We start from the raw sequence: 13,600 nt of genomic DNA on the forward strand, positions 1-13,600 counted from the left end.
GAATTCCTTCCTGGATCAGAAATGACGGTCGGCGCGCGGCGCCGCGTCGGGAGCCTTGGACGTCGAGATTTCGCCCGTCTCCATCAGCTGTTTGAAACGTCGCAGCTCGCGCCGGGCCTGGACCCGGGGCTCGCGCTGCATCACCTTGGCGACCAGTTTGCCGACGGCGCCCGCCGGCGGATCGTAGCTGATCAGAACACGGACCTCGGTGCCTCGGCCGAAGGCGTTGTCGCGAAACGTGATCCAGCCCTCGTGATCGACATCGCTGTCCTCGGTCGACCGCCAGGCGATGTATTCGCCGGGACGATCTTCAATGATCTCGCTGACAAGTTCGATCTCCGCACCGGCGGGGCCCGCGACGGTCCAGCTGGATCGGACATCGTCCAGAACATCGACGGACTTCACGTTCTCCATGAAGCGGGGCAGGTTTCGAAAGTCGCGCCAATACTCATACAGCGCCTGACGCGGCCGATTGATCATGACGGCGCGGACGCTGGTGGCGTCATAGGCGCCCTCCACATAATCGTCGTCATGGAAGGCTGGGGATTGGACGTCGGCGTCGGTTGAGAGGGGGGCGGACATCGTCGATGCCTCCTTGATGTTAAACAGTCGGGATCAGGCGGCTCGAGACTGGGGCGCGCCAGCGTAGCGTTCGAACTCTTCGGCGTAACGCGAGGCCAGACGGCTCTGGTGGTGACCCTTGGCCTTCAGCGTCAGGAACCAATCGCTCTCTTCCTCGAACATATGGGTGAGAACGGCGCCTTCGATGTGCGCCCACTTGTCCAGCCAGGCGGGCTTCGAGGGCGCGATGTTTTCAAGCTCCGCCATCTGAGCCTTCGTGGTCGTCTGCTCGAGATAGGCGTGGGCCGCGTGCATCTTTTCGCCGGCCTGGCCGAGGGCGGGATAGAGGACCAGCTCCTCGGCCAGCGCATGGCCGTTGAGCACGACCGCGAGCGCATCGCGAGCGGCGTTTCTTTCTGCGGCGGTCCTGGCAGTCCGGCCGCAGGCGAAGGCGGCGCGGATGGCGTCGTGATGATCGAGCACCAGCGAAAGCCAATCTCCCGCCTGGGAGGCGGCGCGGGCCTTTTCCGTCGCCGCCTTGCGCGTCTCGTCGTCAGGCTGCGGGGTGACGGCGGCGAGCGCCTTGTCGATGAGGGACATCAAACCTCCCGTGAAAGAGGGTTCAAGAGCCGTTGGGAGTTGTCCGTTCCGCCTGTCCAATAACGGGCACAACAGGTGTCCAGCTCGACAGTAAAACGATCCAAGGTCCGAAAACCGACCTTTGGAACAGCACTCGGAATGGCCCGGTTAGCTCGGCTTCAACCAAGGAGCCAACCATGTTCATGCATAACAAGCGCCTGATGTATACGGTCAGGGTAGCCGAACCGAACCCGGGTCTCGCCACCCTGATGCTTGAGCAATTCGGAGGGCCGCAGGGCGAGCTCGCCGCCGCCATGCGCTACTTCACACAGGCTTTGGCGGATGAAGATCCGGGCCGCAAAGACATGCTGCTCGACATCGCCACGGAAGAGTTAAGCCACCTCGAAGTCATCGGCTCGATCGTGTCCATGCTGAACCGGGGCGTGAAAGGCCAGATGGCTGAAGCCGCGATGGAGGAGGCGGATCTGTACGCCTCGCTGAACAGCGGCGGTGAAAGTCATACGACGTCCATTCTCTATGGCGGCGCGCCGGCCCTCATCAACTCCGCCGGTGTCCCGTGGACCGCCGCCTACATCGACTCGATCGGCGATCCCGCCTGCGACCTACGCTCCAACATCGCCGCCGAGTCCCGAGCCAAGATCGTCTATGAACGCCTGATCAACTGCACGGACGATCCCGGCGTGAAGGACGCCTTGAACTTCCTGATGACGCGCGAAGTTGCGCATCAGAAGTCCTTCGAAAAGGCCCTCTACGCCATGGAGCCCCACTTCCCGGCGGGGAAGCTGGTCGGCCTGCCCGCCTTCGCTGACAAATACTACGACATGTCTCAAGGAGAGGGCGATGCCCGCGGTCCCTGGAATGAGGGTGAGCAGTGGGAGTTCATCGACGACCGTGAACAGCAGGGCGCCGTGGACGGCGGCGACGGCTCCGCCAGCGTCTCACTGGGCGAACTGGACGCCGCCGCTGTCCAAGCCTTCGCGGCCCGGACAGCCTCTGACCCCCAACGCAATCCTGTGACCGGCGCTGATCTAGGGGCGGGACCTGGGGCAGGGACCACGACCGAGCTGATCGAGGACGAGGGCGTCAGTTAACCCATGTAAGTGCGCGAGGCCCGGAAAGTCGCAGGATGCGGCTATGCTCGATCCTGCGACACCGTCCGGCGAGACCTCGCCATGTCTAGAGCCGCGCGAGGAAATTCTTTCGTTGTGGCGGGCGTTCGATACGCTCTCCTTCGAAAGTCGCAGTCGTGCGCTACGCCTTGGAGAGATCATCCCCGTCGTGTCGGGCGGACCCTATCGTCCGGATGGCGAGATCGCTGTCGTTCTCGAGGGTTGTATTCTTCTCGATGACGGGAAACGAGGAACCCATTGCGGCGTCGCTGCGGCGGGCGATCTGATCGACATCGCAGGGGGAAGCCAAGGGCTTTGGCTGTCGAACGGCTTGGTGTACCGGGCGCCCGTGGCGGCCTTCTGCCGGGAAGCGGGTGAGGAAGGCGTTCATTTTCTGCTTGCAGGCGGCCTCAAGCGACTGAAGTCGATGGAGGCGCGGTTGAGGTGCGCCATGTCGCATGGGGCGGTCTCTCGCGTCGCCAGCTTTCTTCTGGATATTCATCGCGCTACCGGTGGCTTTGAGATCGCGCTGTCACAATCGAATATCGGAGCGTTGCTGAGCCTGCGCCGATCCAGCATCAATCAGGCGTGTCAGAGCCTTCGCGCCGCCGGCGCCCTACGCACCGTGCGGGGACGAATTCTTTTGAAGGATGAGGCCGTTCTCGCGAGCCTGGCCTGCTGTCACTATCGTCCACGGTCTCCAGCGTTCGCCGAAGCCATCGCGGCCGAGGCGGCCTAGATCAGGCCGTCACCGGTCTCGGACCGGTGCGCCGAATACATAGATGCCGGCATGGACGAGCTTTGCGATCAAGTCGGGCGAGAGGAGCGACGGGGCTGAATCGACGTCGGCGATCCACCGACCATCGCACCACAGGGCGACAGCCTGACCCATCGCTTTTGCGCGCTGAGACGCCTGGACCATGGCGTCAGCCATGTCGTTTGAGATGAGGGTCTCAGGCTCTCCGCCATCACGGTAGCGGATCTGATAGCGCAGAACGGGAGGATGGACGGTCATGCCACCCAGGCCTCCAGCACCTCTCGGCATTCGGCAGTTTCGACCTGTAGACTGAAGCGGTCGCTGTAGAGCGCCAAAAGGTGGTCGTGAGGCTGATCAGCCGAACTGCAGACCCCGTCGCTGACCACCACGATACGATAGCCCAGATCGATGGCTCCGAGCACGGTCGAGAGAACGCAAACGTCAGTTTCCGCGCCCGTTACGACGAGCGTATCGACACCCTGATCTTTGAACGCCTTGTGGAGGTGTGTGCCTGACCAGGCGGAATAGACCATTTTGTCAATGATCTGCGCAGGCGGCGCGAACCGCTGAAGCGGAAGCGCCAGATCCAACATCGCCGGATCGAGAGCGTTCTTCGTCATGGTCGACCAACGCCGCCAATAGTCGCGCCAGGCGCCCCCCGCCTCATCGGGCGTTGCGGGGGGGATGAATCGGGTGAACCACAGCCTTTCAGGCCTTGCAGAACATAGCGCCTCGATGGCCGGAAGGGTTTTGGCTGCCCAAGGCGTATGCCATTCGGTCCCTTCCACGAACATGCGTTGCATGTCGATGCAAAGGTGCGCCGTTGTTTCCGGAATGCGCGTCTTCAGGCCGTGTGTCACGGCCTGAGCCCCGGCGTCTCTTCACCGCAGTGGTGTTCGCTCTCGCCCAGCTCGACTTCGGTGCGGGAGAAGACCTCCTCCTGTCCCGCGTCGAGTATTTCGTCCTCGGGGCCGCCTAGACCGCCCTGCGCCAAGCCGCGCGTATCATCAATCTTGTCCCTGTGTGGCGTATGTCGGGTCATGTCGCCTTCTCGCCGGATCAAAAGACAACCAATCCTGGTGTGTCCGCTGAGTTTCATAGGTCCGATTTTGGACAGGCTTCTAGCCTGTCGAGAGTACCCCCCGACGGCGCGTCGGACAGCCCTTTACATGGGTTAGTGCAGGCATGCCGGGTTTGGGGGAACGCGGGGCATGGATGAGGACCTGCCGCCCCCAATCGATTCGCCATCCGATGCGCCGGGCCGGCTGGGAGAATTCGTCGCGCTGTCGTCTCGCGAGCGTTCGGCGCTGGCCGGGCTTCTCGAGCCGGTCCAGCATTGGCCTCGCCACCATGTGTTGCGTCATGAGGCGGCTGAACCTTCGCATCTCTATCTGCTGACTCAGGGCTGGGTCGCATCGTCCATCGCGCTTGCATCGGGCAAGCAACAGATTGTGAAGGTCCATCTTCCTGGCGATCTCCTGGGAGCGCCGAGCTTGTGCCTGACGACAACGGTCGACTGCCTGACCGCCATGACGCCCATCGCTGTGCACGCGATATCGAGGTCCAGGCTGATAGCGACATTTGAGGCCTATCCGCGGATTGCGCTTTCGCTCTTTCTGAGCGCGCAGAAAGAGCGTGTCGCGTTGATGGAAAGTCTGGCCGTGGTTGGTCAGGCACCCGCACACGTTCGCATCGCCGCCACGCTGACCAATCTGTTCGATCGATTGTCCGAACGCGGCGATGCGCCGGGCGGCATGTTCCATATGCCTTTGACCCAGCGCGATCTCGGCGACCTGATCGGGATCACGCCGGTGCATGTGAACAGAACCCTTCGCGAAATGGATCGCCTGAATCTGATCAAACGGTCCGACCAGACGATTTCCCTGCTCGATGTTGATCGGCTTCGCCGTATCGCTGGGCTGCCCGTCAGGCGCTATGTGTCCGGTCCCAACCGGATCGCGAGCGCCTGACGGCGCAGGCGCGGAGATGGAGGCGCAGCGGCCGCGCGCTAATGAGCTTCGGATAGATTTAGGCCGTCCGCCGTCTCGCGATCGGCGCGCCGCTTGAGGACCTCGACAGCTTCAGATCGAGATAGGAGGCGTCGAAGGCGACGCGCTCGGTCAGCGCCGTCCAGTCGTCGATCCACACCTGACCATTCCGCCATCGCACCAGGCCCGTGTCGCGAAGGACCTTGAGCGAGCGGTTCACGTGGACGCTCGACATCCCCAGCATGTCCGCTAGGTCCGATTGGGTCAGAGGGCATTCGAAGGTGTGGTCTTGGGCGAGGGCTACGGCTTCCAGACGGAGGTAGAGTTCACAGATCAACTGGCCCAGTCTTGTCCCTGCGTCTCTGCGTCCCAGCGCCACCAGCCACTGCCGGTGGATGGCCGCATCTATCAGCGTTTCAAGCCAAAGCGCTCGCGCAAGGCGAGGGGCGTGTTCCGTCACGCGCCTCAGATCGGCGTGCTGGACAACCGCAACAGTGACGTCAGACAAGGCTACAAGGCTGTGGTCCATCGTTTTCAGAAGAAAGCCATGCAGATCGATGAAGTCCCCGGGAATGCTAATCGCTGTGATCTGACGACCGCCGTCCGCCAGGGTCGAGACTCGGCCGACAAATCCCGAGAGCAGCAGCGTACTGAACGTGGGTCGATTGCCCTCTTCCACCAAGGCTTCGCCGGCTGCTGCGCGACGGCGCCCACTTAGGAGGTCTCCAAGCCGTCCGCGATCGTCGTTCGAGAGGTCGCCGAGGCGATGAAGCTTGGCATCGATGAGCGATTCCACGGACGTCATCCTTGAGAACAGAGGCGTCGGGACGCTGCGGCCCTTGTCACAGGATCAACGCGACGTAGCCGAGGACCGGCTCGCATGAGGGTCATCCGTCCTTGGCGCCAAATTCGACGAATGCGGCGCGTATCGTCTGTTCCTCGTCATCGGTTTCTGCAGACACGACGACTTTGACACGGCCGGCGATCGGCACGTCCGACCGAGAGTCGACGCTGGGGCTGTCGGCTTCGACGTCTCCGCTCGAAGGCCTGTCTCCAACCGTGTTCGCCTCGCCTCCAGGGGCGACCTGAATGGCGTCTCGTTCCATGCCATGGGTTTGAACGAGCCGTTCGACCACAAGCTCGGCGTCTCGACGTGTTGCGAATGTGGAGGCGAAAAGGTTGGTCATGGTTGGGTCCTTTTAGCTAGTCCAGAGAACGCGCCGAGTAGTTTATCGCTCCGGGGCTGGCCGCTTTCAGCGGCGCTCGCGCGTTTTCATTGGGTCATCCCAAACAAAATACGCCGGTTTCTGCTGGCTCAAAGAAGCCCGAACGCCTCCGATCGGCTTGAGACCGCTATCGCACACAGGAACGAATAGCCGCGGCATAGCTTTGACCTTCAGGCGTTACGCCATGGACCGATCCGAGGGGGATCGGGTTGTCGATCACGGCGGTATGGATGCGCATCGGCGTCATCGCACATCTCAAATATCCGATCGCAGAACCCTTCGCCGGCGGGCTGGAGATGCATACCCATCTGCTCTGTCGCCAACTGCGGCTAAACGGCCACGACGTCACTCTGTTTGCAGCGACCCTGTCGGACCCCGCGCTCGGTCTGGAGGCGATCTGCGAGCAGACGGAAATCGCCAAGGTCGGGACGGCGGAAGCGGGCGACGTCGCCTTCTTCCGAGAGCATCACGCCTATCTGTCGTTGATGAGTCGGCTTCGACGCAGTTCGTTCGACATCATCCACAACAACAGCCTGCACTATCTGCCGGTCTCAATGGCGGAGACCTTGCCCATGCCGATGGTCACCACGCTCCACACGCCGCCATTTTGCTGGCTGGAAAGCGGTATTCGCGAAGCGAGCGCGCCGTTCGCGCGTTTTGTCGGCGTTTCCGAGGCGATGCGTGAACAATGGAGCCCGGTGCGGCCGATCGATCAGGTTATTCTGAACGGGATCGATCTCGAGCACTTTCCGTGGCGTGCGCGTCACGACGAACCTGGGCATTTGATCTGGTATGGGCGGATCGTGCCCGAGAAGGGTCTGCATCTGGCGCTGGATGCGGCGGCATTGGCGAGTATCGCCCTGCGGTTCGCGGGCCCAATCCTGGATCAAGCCTATTTCGATGCCGAGATCGCTCCGAGGTTGACGCGCGAAATCACCTATCTCGGCCACCTCGACCACGAAACGCTATCGAAGGAGATCGGACAGGCGGCAGCCTTCGTCTGCACGCCGCGCTGGGACGAACCCTACGGGTTGGTGGTGGCCGAAGCGCTGGCGTGCGGCACGCCCGTTGCCGCCTTCGCGCGAGGCGCCATTCCCGAGATTCTGACACCCGACTGCGGCGCACTGGCGCGCCCGGACGATGTGCAGGATCTGGCGCGCGCAATCGCCCGGGCGGTCGGCCTGTCTCGATCGGCCTGCCGCGCCCGCGCCGAGGCGGCCTGCGATGTGCGCCGGATGATCACCGCCTATGAGGAACTCTATGACGAGATGATCCAGGCGGCTGCGGCGGGGCAGATGCAGGCCAATGACGCGCTGGAAGATCGGCTGATCGCATGACGGGCGGACCGGCCTTCTGCGTTTGCGTGCCCGTGCGGAATGAGGAACGGCGGCTTCCCGTGCTTCTGGCCGCCCTGGCCGCGCAGGATCTTCCAGGCAGGATTTCGGTCGCGCTCTGCATCAACAACTCCACGGACGGTTCGCTCCCTCAGGCGCAGGCCGCGGCCGATCGGTGGATGGATCGACTGGACATCGTCGTCGATCTGCAGACCTTCCCAGAGCATCGCGCGCATGCCGGCGCGGCGCGCCGTGCGGCCATGTCCGCCGGTCTCGAGCGTCTCGCAGATCAACCCAATGGCGTTCTGATCTCGACGGACGCCGACACGCGGCCGCCGTTGAACTGGCTGTCCGCCAATCTCACCGCCATCGCGGATGGAGCCGATCTGGTGGGCGGACGGCTGGTACTGGATGAAGCGGAATCGATCTCGGCGGATGTCGCGGCTCTGCGTCGACTATGGGACGCCTACTGGCGTGAAGTTCGCGCGATCGAGGACGAGATCGACCCTGCGCGGCATGACCCGGCGCCTCGGCATGGCGATCACACCGGGGCCAGCCTCGCCATCACGACGGCGGCTTATCGATCAGCCGGCGGCGTGCCGGAGCAGCCGACGGGCGAGGATCAGGCGCTTGTGATCGCCGCTCAAGCGCAGGGGGCCAGGCTTGTGCATCCCTTGGCGGTGTGGACCCGCGTCTCCGCACGGACTACGGGCCGCGCCGCCGGGGGAATGGCGGAGGATATGACCCGCTTGTTGGATCAGGCGCGGAACGGTGGTCCGATCATGGCGCCTGATTTTTCGCATTGGCGGCAGCGGGCGAAGTGGCGTCGGGCTCAGCGTCACGACGCGGCGAGCGCTAGGCGGCTGTCCGCACTGGAAACCCAGTTGCCGCCCATGCCGCTCGACATGGATTTACGAGAATGGGCCGACGGCGTTGAGAGAGCCGCAGCGTGAGGGCTTCGATCGGATACTATGTCCATCACCAGGGCGACGGCCACCGCCAGCGCGCACTGGAAATCGCCGCCGCTGCGCCCGAGCGATTTGTCTTGCTTGGAACGGGACTGAAAGGGCGAACCGGAGACATCGCCTGCGTGGATATGGAGGATGACAGGCCCCACGAGGAAGACCGCTTCTCCGGCCGTGACGAGGCGCCTGTCCGGCCCGAGGCGCTGCATTACGCCCCCTATCACCATGCAGGCGTCCGGGCGCGGACCGCCCGGTTCGCCCAGTGGATCAGGGACGCAAGGCCGGCCTTGATGGTGATCGATGTTTCGATCGAGATGGCGATGCTTGCCCGGCTGTGTGCGACGCCCGTGGTTTATGTCCGCCTCGCGGGCGATCGATCGGATCCGGCGCATCTGGACGCCTTCCGCGGCGCAGAAGCCTTGCTTGCGCCGTTTCATGAGCAGCTGGATGGAATGGGGGACAGCGAGGTGCGGGACAAGACGCACTACTTCGCCCCCCGGCGCAATTCAGGATTGAAGCGTGGATCAGGTGTCCTGGTCGTTCATGGGCGGGGTGGCGATCCGCTGGATGGCGCCAAGCTGGCGGCGGCTGCGGAGGCAACGCCCGAGAAAATGTGGAACGGTGTTGGGCCGATCGAGCCTCCGCTGGTTATGCCGCCGAACCTGAAGCTGGCGGGCTGGATCGACGCCATCGGCGACGAGATCGAGAAGGCGGAGATCATCGTCGGAGGCGCGGGAGACGGCCTGCTGAATGCGGTGATTTCGGCCGACAAACCCTTTGTCTGTCTTCCCGAGCCTCGCGCCTATAGCGAGCAGATCGCGAAGGCCGAACGGCTAGCGGTGCTTGGCGCCTCGATCGTCCTGGCGCAGTGGCCGCAGGCGCAGCACTGGCCGGGCATCCTCAGGTCAGCACTCTCACTGTCGCCCGTTGATCGGCAGCAGATCAGCGGACAGGGACTCGGCGCCGCCGGACCCTGGCTTGTCGATCTCGCATCAGAGCTTGGGGCACGCCGATGACAGTTATGGAAACACGGCCTACTGCGTCATCGCCTCTCGAACTTGAGGTTAGATTGGCGGCGCTAGGTGCGCGTTACGACGCTGCGCCGCGATATCCCGCCGACAGTCTGACGCTGCTCGCCTCGGAGGGTTGGGGTCGGCGGTTCGCTCCGGTCCAAAGCGGCGGAACGGCCTATGACGATCCAATCCAGAAGGCCTTGGCCTTGATGGACGCCCTACGCAGTGTGGGACGGTCGGATCTCAGCGTCGGCCGACTGTTCGAAGGGCACGTCAACGCCCTGGCGTTGTTCGACTGGTACGCGGATCCGGCCCAGAAGGCTTGGCTCGGCAAGGTCCTGGCGCAGGGCGGCTGGTTCGGCGTCTGGGCGACGGAGCCGCCGCCCGGCGTTCGTCTGGTCGGCGACCGGCTGCAGGGCGCCAAGATGTTCGCGACCGGCGCAGGCGGTCTGGAATATGCGATCATCACCGCCCAGCCGGAACAGGGCGAACGCGAGTTGATCGTCGTGCCGGCGAACGCGCCCGAGAGGGCCGATCTGAGCGGCTGGCGCGTCCGCGGCATGCGCGCGACGACCAGCGGGCGCTATGAGGTGACCGGGTTGACGGTCGACGCCGATCAGCGGCTCGGAAGACCCGGAGACTATGATCGCGAACCGCGCTTCACGGCGGGGGCCTGGCGGTTCACGGCGGTGCAGTTGGGCGGCGTCGAGGGCCTGGTCATGGCGATGCGCGACGCGCTGTCCGACGCCGCCCGCGCCGATCCCATCCAGCGCGCGCGCTTCGCCGATGCGGTCGTTGCGACGCGGACGGCCTGGCTCTGGGTCCGCGAAGCCGCGATCCGCGCGGCGTCCGAAGCGCCGGACGCCGGGGATTTCGCCCGCGCCACGCGCGGCGTCGTCGAACGCAGCGCCCTTGACGTCATGGAGTTGGCGGCGCGGTCGGTCGGGACGCGTAGCGCCTTCGACGGCGAGCGCATCGACAAGATCACCCGTGATCTCAGTCTCTATCTTCGGCAGGCCGGTCCCGACTATGCGAAGGACCAGGCGGCCAAGACCTGGCTGGATCGCGATCTCTGGGGCGAGGGCGACGCCCTATGGTGAGCGAGAAAACCGGCCGGCTGGCGACCCTGGCGCTGGAGCGTTCGCCCTGGCGATCCGCGCAATGGCTGGTCATTGCTCCGCATGCCGACGACGAGACGCTGGGCGCCGGCGCCTTGATCCATCAGGCGGCCGAGGCTAGGCGGTTGGCGGGCATCGTGATCCTCACCGACGGCGCGGGTTCGCACGATCATTCGGACGCGGCCTCCCGTGCGAGGCTTATCCGGACCCGACGGCTGGAGGCAGGGCGCGCCGTTCGACGGTTGGCGGGGCCCGCAGCGGCGCCGCCGGTGTTTCTGGATTGGCCCGACGCCCAGCCCGCTTCTCCCGGCAGTCTGATGTTCGAAGCGACAGCGCGCTGTGTCGCGGCTTTGTGCCGTGATCGGCGGGTGGATGCGATCGCCGTCACTGGACCAGAAGATCCCCATTGCGATCATCAGGCGGCGGCCCAGCTTGCGCGCCGCGCGGCCGGTATAGCCCGTCGGCCGGTGGCCGTGTTCGATTATGTCGTGTGGGGGGCGCCTCCGTCCGGATCGAAGCTGCGGATCACGACGCGACCTCTAAGGGCCGGCCTTAGGGCCTATGCCTTGTCGGCCCATCAGAGCCAGTTGACGCCGATGTTCGGCCAAGGGTTCCGGCTCCAGAAGGAGAGGGGGCTGCGAGCCGCCTCGGACACCCTGTATCGGCGCGACGCCTATGGCTGAACGATCGCTTCCCGCCGCCTATTTCGAAGGCATCTTCGCCGGGGACGCCGATCCGTGGGATCTGGCCTCCAGCCCCTATGAGGCCGCCAAGTTCGATCGCACCATCGCCGCCCTGTCGACGCGGCGAGCGGCTTTTGCGCTCGAGGTCGGTTGTGCGGGCGGCGTCCTGACCGAGCGGCTGAGCGCAGTCTGCGATCGTCTGTTGGCGATCGACGTCAGCCCGACCGCCCTGGAGCGGGCGCGTCAGCGTCTGTCGGGGCGGCGGAACATCCGGTTCGCGGCCGCGGCCTTCCCTCGGGACTGTCCGGTTCAGGACGGGCTGGATCTCGTCGTCCTGTCCGAAGTCGCCTATTACTGGAGCGACGCCGATCTGGACCTTGCGGCCCAACGCATCGCCGATGGCTTGGTCGAGGGCGGACGCGTTCTTCTGGTGCACTGGACCGGCGAGACCGACTATCCCCAGACCGCCGACGACGCCGTCGAGCGCCTCTGGCTCGGATTATCGGACCTCATGCAAGTAGATCTCGCCGAACGGCATCCGAACTATCGGCTGGATTTGTGGAGCCGGCGATGACCTCACTGTCCGCTCTCACGATGGTTCGCAACCGGCAGGCGCATCTGGACCGATTGGTCGAGGGATTGACCCTCAGCGCCTCGCCGCCCGACGAACTGATCGTCGTCGACATGAGCGATGCGCCCGCGAGGCTGCCGCCGGTGGGTTTTCCGGTCCGCGTCGAACGTCTGGCAGGCGACGCCCTGCCTCTGGCCGCCGCCCGAAATCTGGCGGCCGCCTTGGCGTCGGGCGATATTCTGCTGTTTCTGGATGTGGATTGCATCGTGTCGTCGGCAGTTTGCGACCGGATGCAGGCGGTGCTCGCCGAGCATGACGCCGTCATCTGTCCAGAGGTGCTCTATCTTCCTGCCGGAGCCGTCCGGCCGGGACCCCTGTCGGAAGTTGATCTGAGCGCCGCCGGGCGACCCCATCCCGTGCGCCCCTTTCCACGGGAAGGCGAAAGCCCGGAGGGCAATCCGGGCCTGTTCTGGTCTCTAGCTTTCGCGCTCCGTCGCTCGACCTTCCATCGGCTTGGCGGGTTCGACGAGACCTACGTCGGCTACGGCGCCGAAGACACGGATCTGGGGTTTCGCATTGCGCGAGAGGGCCTGCCGCTGCTCTTCGCCGGCGGTGTGCCCGTCTTCCACCAACATCATGACGGCTATGATCCGCCCCTGCAGCATTTCCGCGCCCTGATCGCCAACGCCAAACGCTTCCACGCCGCCTGGTCGATCTGGCCGATGGACGGTTGGCTGCGAGCGATGGCGGATCTCGGACTGGTCGACTGGTCGTCGGATGAACTGACCATTTGCCGGGACCCAACGCCGGCAGAAATCGCCGCTGCACAAAAAGATCCTGCAAATCCCTTTTAGGACTACGGTCTTTCAGAGCGCAGGCCCGCCGTACGAATGGAACTCAACAAGCCGACGCAGTTCAGTGTCCGTCTTCTCTAGTGAGGAAGCGATCTTGATCAGGCGACCCACGCATCGGACCGTTACTGCGAAGTTGGCTGGGTCGCTGAGCTCGTGGCTTTGACCGAAACGTGCGCTTCAACGCCGTCAGTCTTGCCGCTCAAACCCGGTACCTCATCGAGCTGGCGAAGGCTGGTGAAACGACCTCTTTCCTCCCGATAGCGAACGATTTCGAACCCGTGGCCGCGCAACATCTCAATCCCGTCCAAAGTATCGGCGCTGGCGATGTTCAGGTCGATCATCTCTCGTCTCCCTCAGGTCTGCCCGCCGGCAGGTGTCCGAGGGCGAAGTCGATGGCTTCGATATCGACCTTCAGCTTCACCAGATCACGGATGCGCTCGTGGTCGCCGGACGCCGCGGCGGCTCCGGCGGTTGACCACACTTCGGTTGTCAGCTGCTCGCGGATGGCCAGCAGCTGTGCGGCGACGGCATCATTATCCCGAATCGCCGACACTATTTAAGGTCGGCGATCGCCTCGCCGGCCTCTTCTTCCTCGAGCAGAGCGGCGTTGTCGGCGTTTGCAGATAGGCGCACCTGATTGCCCTCGACCTCGGCGATAAGGCCGCCAGAAAGGTAATGATGGTGATCGCTGTGCGATCCGCTGTCGGCCTTGGTGAGCTTGATGCGATCGCCTTCAACCTTATCGACGGTGCCGAGATGGACGCCGTCGGCGCCAATCACTTCCATATGCTCTTTGATGTTCGAGAGGTCGATCATGGCGG

The 13,600-nt window shown here is 64.2% G+C and carries 20 protein-coding genes; 10 read left to right on the top strand and 10 right to left on the bottom strand.

Going from position 1 to position 13,600, the window contains the following annotated elements:
• Positions 1 to 15: 15 nt before the first annotated feature.
• Positions 16 to 582 carry an SRPBCC family protein gene (locus AC3WRC_RS10420; RefSeq protein WP_091752243.1) on the bottom strand — a complete coding sequence of 189 codons (567 nt, stop codon included), beginning with the start codon at positions 580 to 582 and terminating at the stop codon, positions 16 to 18.
• Positions 583 to 615: 33 nt separating this feature from the next.
• The gene (locus AC3WRC_RS10425; RefSeq protein WP_492303806.1) at positions 616 to 1,161 is read right to left on the bottom strand and encodes a hemerythrin domain-containing protein; all 546 of its coding nucleotides are present in this window, start codon (positions 1,159 to 1,161) and stop codon (positions 616 to 618) included.
• A gap of 176 nt (positions 1,162 to 1,337) precedes the next feature.
• Here AC3WRC_RS10425 and AC3WRC_RS10430 point away from each other — a divergent pair, with 176 nt between their 5' ends.
• Entirely contained in the window at positions 1,338 to 2,252 is a 915-nt protein-coding gene (locus AC3WRC_RS10430) for a manganese catalase family protein (RefSeq protein WP_307509610.1), read from the top strand.
• Between the two features lie 43 nt (positions 2,253 to 2,295).
• Positions 2,296 to 3,009: a Crp/Fnr family transcriptional regulator gene (locus tag AC3WRC_RS10435; RefSeq protein WP_492303807.1), complete on the top strand. Its 714-nt coding sequence runs from the start codon at positions 2,296 to 2,298 to the stop codon at positions 3,007 to 3,009.
• Between the two features lie 9 nt (positions 3,010 to 3,018).
• On the opposite strand, the gene AC3WRC_RS10440 is transcribed toward AC3WRC_RS10435, so the two are convergent.
• The 3 genes from AC3WRC_RS10440 to AC3WRC_RS10450 are packed head-to-tail and all read right to left on the bottom strand — an operon-like array spanning position 3,019 to position 4,069.
• Positions 3,019 to 3,285, bottom strand: coding sequence for a hypothetical protein (locus AC3WRC_RS10440; RefSeq protein WP_492303808.1), 267 nt, complete (start codon positions 3,283 to 3,285; stop codon positions 3,019 to 3,021).
• A complete protein-coding gene (locus AC3WRC_RS10445) occupies positions 3,282 to 3,887 on the bottom strand; it encodes a cysteine hydrolase family protein (protein ID WP_492303809.1) in 606 nt (201 codons plus the stop codon). The genes AC3WRC_RS10440 and AC3WRC_RS10445 overlap by 4 nt, the downstream gene beginning before the upstream one ends.
• Positions 3,884 to 4,069: a hypothetical protein gene (locus AC3WRC_RS10450; protein ID WP_055753674.1), complete on the bottom strand. Its 186-nt coding sequence runs from the start codon at positions 4,067 to 4,069 to the stop codon at positions 3,884 to 3,886. Before AC3WRC_RS10450 ends, AC3WRC_RS10445 begins: the two co-directional genes overlap by 4 nt.
• A gap of 169 nt (positions 4,070 to 4,238) precedes the next feature.
• Here AC3WRC_RS10450 and AC3WRC_RS10455 point away from each other — a divergent pair, with 169 nt between their 5' ends.
• Complete coding sequence (locus tag AC3WRC_RS10455; protein ID WP_492303810.1) at positions 4,239 to 4,997, top strand: Crp/Fnr family transcriptional regulator; 759 nt, start codon at positions 4,239 to 4,241, stop codon at positions 4,995 to 4,997.
• A gap of 58 nt (positions 4,998 to 5,055) precedes the next feature.
• Here the strand turns inward: AC3WRC_RS10455 and AC3WRC_RS10460 are convergent, their stop codons facing one another.
• A complete protein-coding gene (locus AC3WRC_RS10460; protein WP_091752226.1) occupies positions 5,056 to 5,820 on the bottom strand; it encodes a Crp/Fnr family transcriptional regulator in 765 nt (254 codons plus the stop codon).
• An 82-nt stretch (positions 5,821 to 5,902) separates the two neighbouring features.
• On the bottom strand, positions 5,903 to 6,202 hold the full coding sequence (locus tag AC3WRC_RS10465; protein WP_492303811.1) for a hypothetical protein: 300 nt from the start codon (positions 6,200 to 6,202) through the stop codon (positions 5,903 to 5,905).
• Between the two features lie 248 nt (positions 6,203 to 6,450).
• Between AC3WRC_RS10465 and AC3WRC_RS10470 the strand changes: the two genes are divergently transcribed.
• From AC3WRC_RS10470 to AC3WRC_RS10500, 7 genes are read left to right on the top strand one after another with little or no spacing between them, the layout of a single operon-like run.
• The gene (locus AC3WRC_RS10470; RefSeq protein WP_492303812.1) at positions 6,451 to 7,578 is read left to right on the top strand and encodes a glycosyltransferase; all 1,128 of its coding nucleotides are present in this window, start codon (positions 6,451 to 6,453) and stop codon (positions 7,576 to 7,578) included.
• Positions 7,575 to 8,528: a glycosyltransferase gene (locus AC3WRC_RS10475; RefSeq protein WP_492303813.1), complete on the top strand. Its 954-nt coding sequence runs from the start codon at positions 7,575 to 7,577 to the stop codon at positions 8,526 to 8,528. Before AC3WRC_RS10470 ends, AC3WRC_RS10475 begins: the two co-directional genes overlap by 4 nt.
• Positions 8,525 to 9,556: a glycosyltransferase gene (locus AC3WRC_RS10480; RefSeq protein WP_492303814.1), complete on the top strand. Its 1,032-nt coding sequence runs from the start codon at positions 8,525 to 8,527 to the stop codon at positions 9,554 to 9,556. Before AC3WRC_RS10475 ends, AC3WRC_RS10480 begins: the two co-directional genes overlap by 4 nt.
• A gap of 53 nt (positions 9,557 to 9,609) precedes the next feature.
• Positions 9,610 to 10,653, top strand: coding sequence for an acyl-CoA dehydrogenase family protein (locus AC3WRC_RS10485; protein ID WP_492303815.1), 1,044 nt, complete (start codon positions 9,610 to 9,612; stop codon positions 10,651 to 10,653).
• Complete coding sequence (locus AC3WRC_RS10490; protein ID WP_492303816.1) at positions 10,647 to 11,354, top strand: PIG-L deacetylase family protein; 708 nt, start codon at positions 10,647 to 10,649, stop codon at positions 11,352 to 11,354. The genes AC3WRC_RS10485 and AC3WRC_RS10490 overlap by 7 nt, the downstream gene beginning before the upstream one ends.
• Positions 11,347 to 11,928 carry a class I SAM-dependent DNA methyltransferase gene (locus tag AC3WRC_RS10495; RefSeq protein WP_492303817.1) on the top strand — a complete coding sequence of 194 codons (582 nt, stop codon included), beginning with the start codon at positions 11,347 to 11,349 and terminating at the stop codon, positions 11,926 to 11,928. The genes AC3WRC_RS10490 and AC3WRC_RS10495 overlap by 8 nt, the downstream gene beginning before the upstream one ends.
• Complete coding sequence (locus tag AC3WRC_RS10500; protein WP_492303818.1) at positions 11,925 to 12,779, top strand: glycosyltransferase family 2 protein; 855 nt, start codon at positions 11,925 to 11,927, stop codon at positions 12,777 to 12,779. The genes AC3WRC_RS10495 and AC3WRC_RS10500 overlap by 4 nt, the downstream gene beginning before the upstream one ends.
• A 122-nt stretch (positions 12,780 to 12,901) precedes the next feature.
• Here the strand turns inward: AC3WRC_RS10500 and AC3WRC_RS10505 are convergent, their stop codons facing one another.
• The 3 genes from AC3WRC_RS10505 to AC3WRC_RS10515 are packed head-to-tail and all read right to left on the bottom strand — an operon-like array spanning position 12,902 to position 13,595.
• Positions 12,902 to 13,120, bottom strand: coding sequence for a helix-hairpin-helix domain-containing protein (locus AC3WRC_RS10505; RefSeq protein ID WP_174086731.1), 219 nt, complete (start codon positions 13,118 to 13,120; stop codon positions 12,902 to 12,904).
• Positions 13,117 to 13,332 carry a hypothetical protein gene (locus tag AC3WRC_RS10510; RefSeq protein ID WP_174086732.1) on the bottom strand — a complete coding sequence of 72 codons (216 nt, stop codon included), beginning with the start codon at positions 13,330 to 13,332 and terminating at the stop codon, positions 13,117 to 13,119. The genes AC3WRC_RS10505 and AC3WRC_RS10510 overlap by 4 nt, the downstream gene beginning before the upstream one ends.
• On the bottom strand, positions 13,332 to 13,595 hold the full coding sequence (locus AC3WRC_RS10515; RefSeq protein WP_295192244.1) for a DUF2171 domain-containing protein: 264 nt from the start codon (positions 13,593 to 13,595) through the stop codon (positions 13,332 to 13,334). Before AC3WRC_RS10515 ends, AC3WRC_RS10510 begins: the two co-directional genes overlap by 1 nt.
• Positions 13,596 to 13,600: the final 5 nt, after the last annotated feature.

The organism is Brevundimonas sp. EU05-FHT14B07 (assembly GCF_058790795.1).

Coding starts and splice junctions, on each gene's coding strand:
- AC3WRC_RS10450 (WP_055753674.1), bottom strand. CDS start 4,069: ATGACCCGACATACGCCACACAGGGACAAGATTGATGATACGCGCGGC.
- AC3WRC_RS10455 (WP_492303810.1), top strand. CDS start 4,239: ATGGATGAGGACCTGCCGCCCCCAATCGATTCGCCATCCGATGCGCCG.
- AC3WRC_RS10440 (WP_492303808.1), bottom strand. CDS start 3,285: ATGACCGTCCATCCTCCCGTTCTGCGCTATCAGATCCGCTACCGTGAT.
- AC3WRC_RS10430 (WP_307509610.1), top strand. CDS start 1,338: ATGTTCATGCATAACAAGCGCCTGATGTATACGGTCAGGGTAGCCGAA.
- AC3WRC_RS10515 (WP_295192244.1), bottom strand. CDS start 13,595: ATGATCGACCTCTCGAACATCAAAGAGCATATGGAAGTGATTGGCGCC.
- AC3WRC_RS10460 (WP_091752226.1), bottom strand. CDS start 5,820: ATGACGTCCGTGGAATCGCTCATCGATGCCAAGCTTCATCGCCTCGGC.
- AC3WRC_RS10475 (WP_492303813.1), top strand. CDS start 7,575: ATGACGGGCGGACCGGCCTTCTGCGTTTGCGTGCCCGTGCGGAATGAG.
- AC3WRC_RS10490 (WP_492303816.1), top strand. CDS start 10,647: ATGGTGAGCGAGAAAACCGGCCGGCTGGCGACCCTGGCGCTGGAGCGT.
- AC3WRC_RS10420 (WP_091752243.1), bottom strand. CDS start 582: ATGTCCGCCCCCCTCTCAACCGACGCCGACGTCCAATCCCCAGCCTTC.
- AC3WRC_RS10435 (WP_492303807.1), top strand. CDS start 2,296: ATGCTCGATCCTGCGACACCGTCCGGCGAGACCTCGCCATGTCTAGAG.
- AC3WRC_RS10500 (WP_492303818.1), top strand. CDS start 11,925: ATGACCTCACTGTCCGCTCTCACGATGGTTCGCAACCGGCAGGCGCAT.
- AC3WRC_RS10465 (WP_492303811.1), bottom strand. CDS start 6,202: ATGACCAACCTTTTCGCCTCCACATTCGCAACACGTCGAGACGCCGAG.
- AC3WRC_RS10425 (WP_492303806.1), bottom strand. CDS start 1,161: ATGTCCCTCATCGACAAGGCGCTCGCCGCCGTCACCCCGCAGCCTGAC.
- AC3WRC_RS10495 (WP_492303817.1), top strand. CDS start 11,347: ATGGCTGAACGATCGCTTCCCGCCGCCTATTTCGAAGGCATCTTCGCC.
- AC3WRC_RS10505 (WP_174086731.1), bottom strand. CDS start 13,120: ATGATCGACCTGAACATCGCCAGCGCCGATACTTTGGACGGGATTGAG.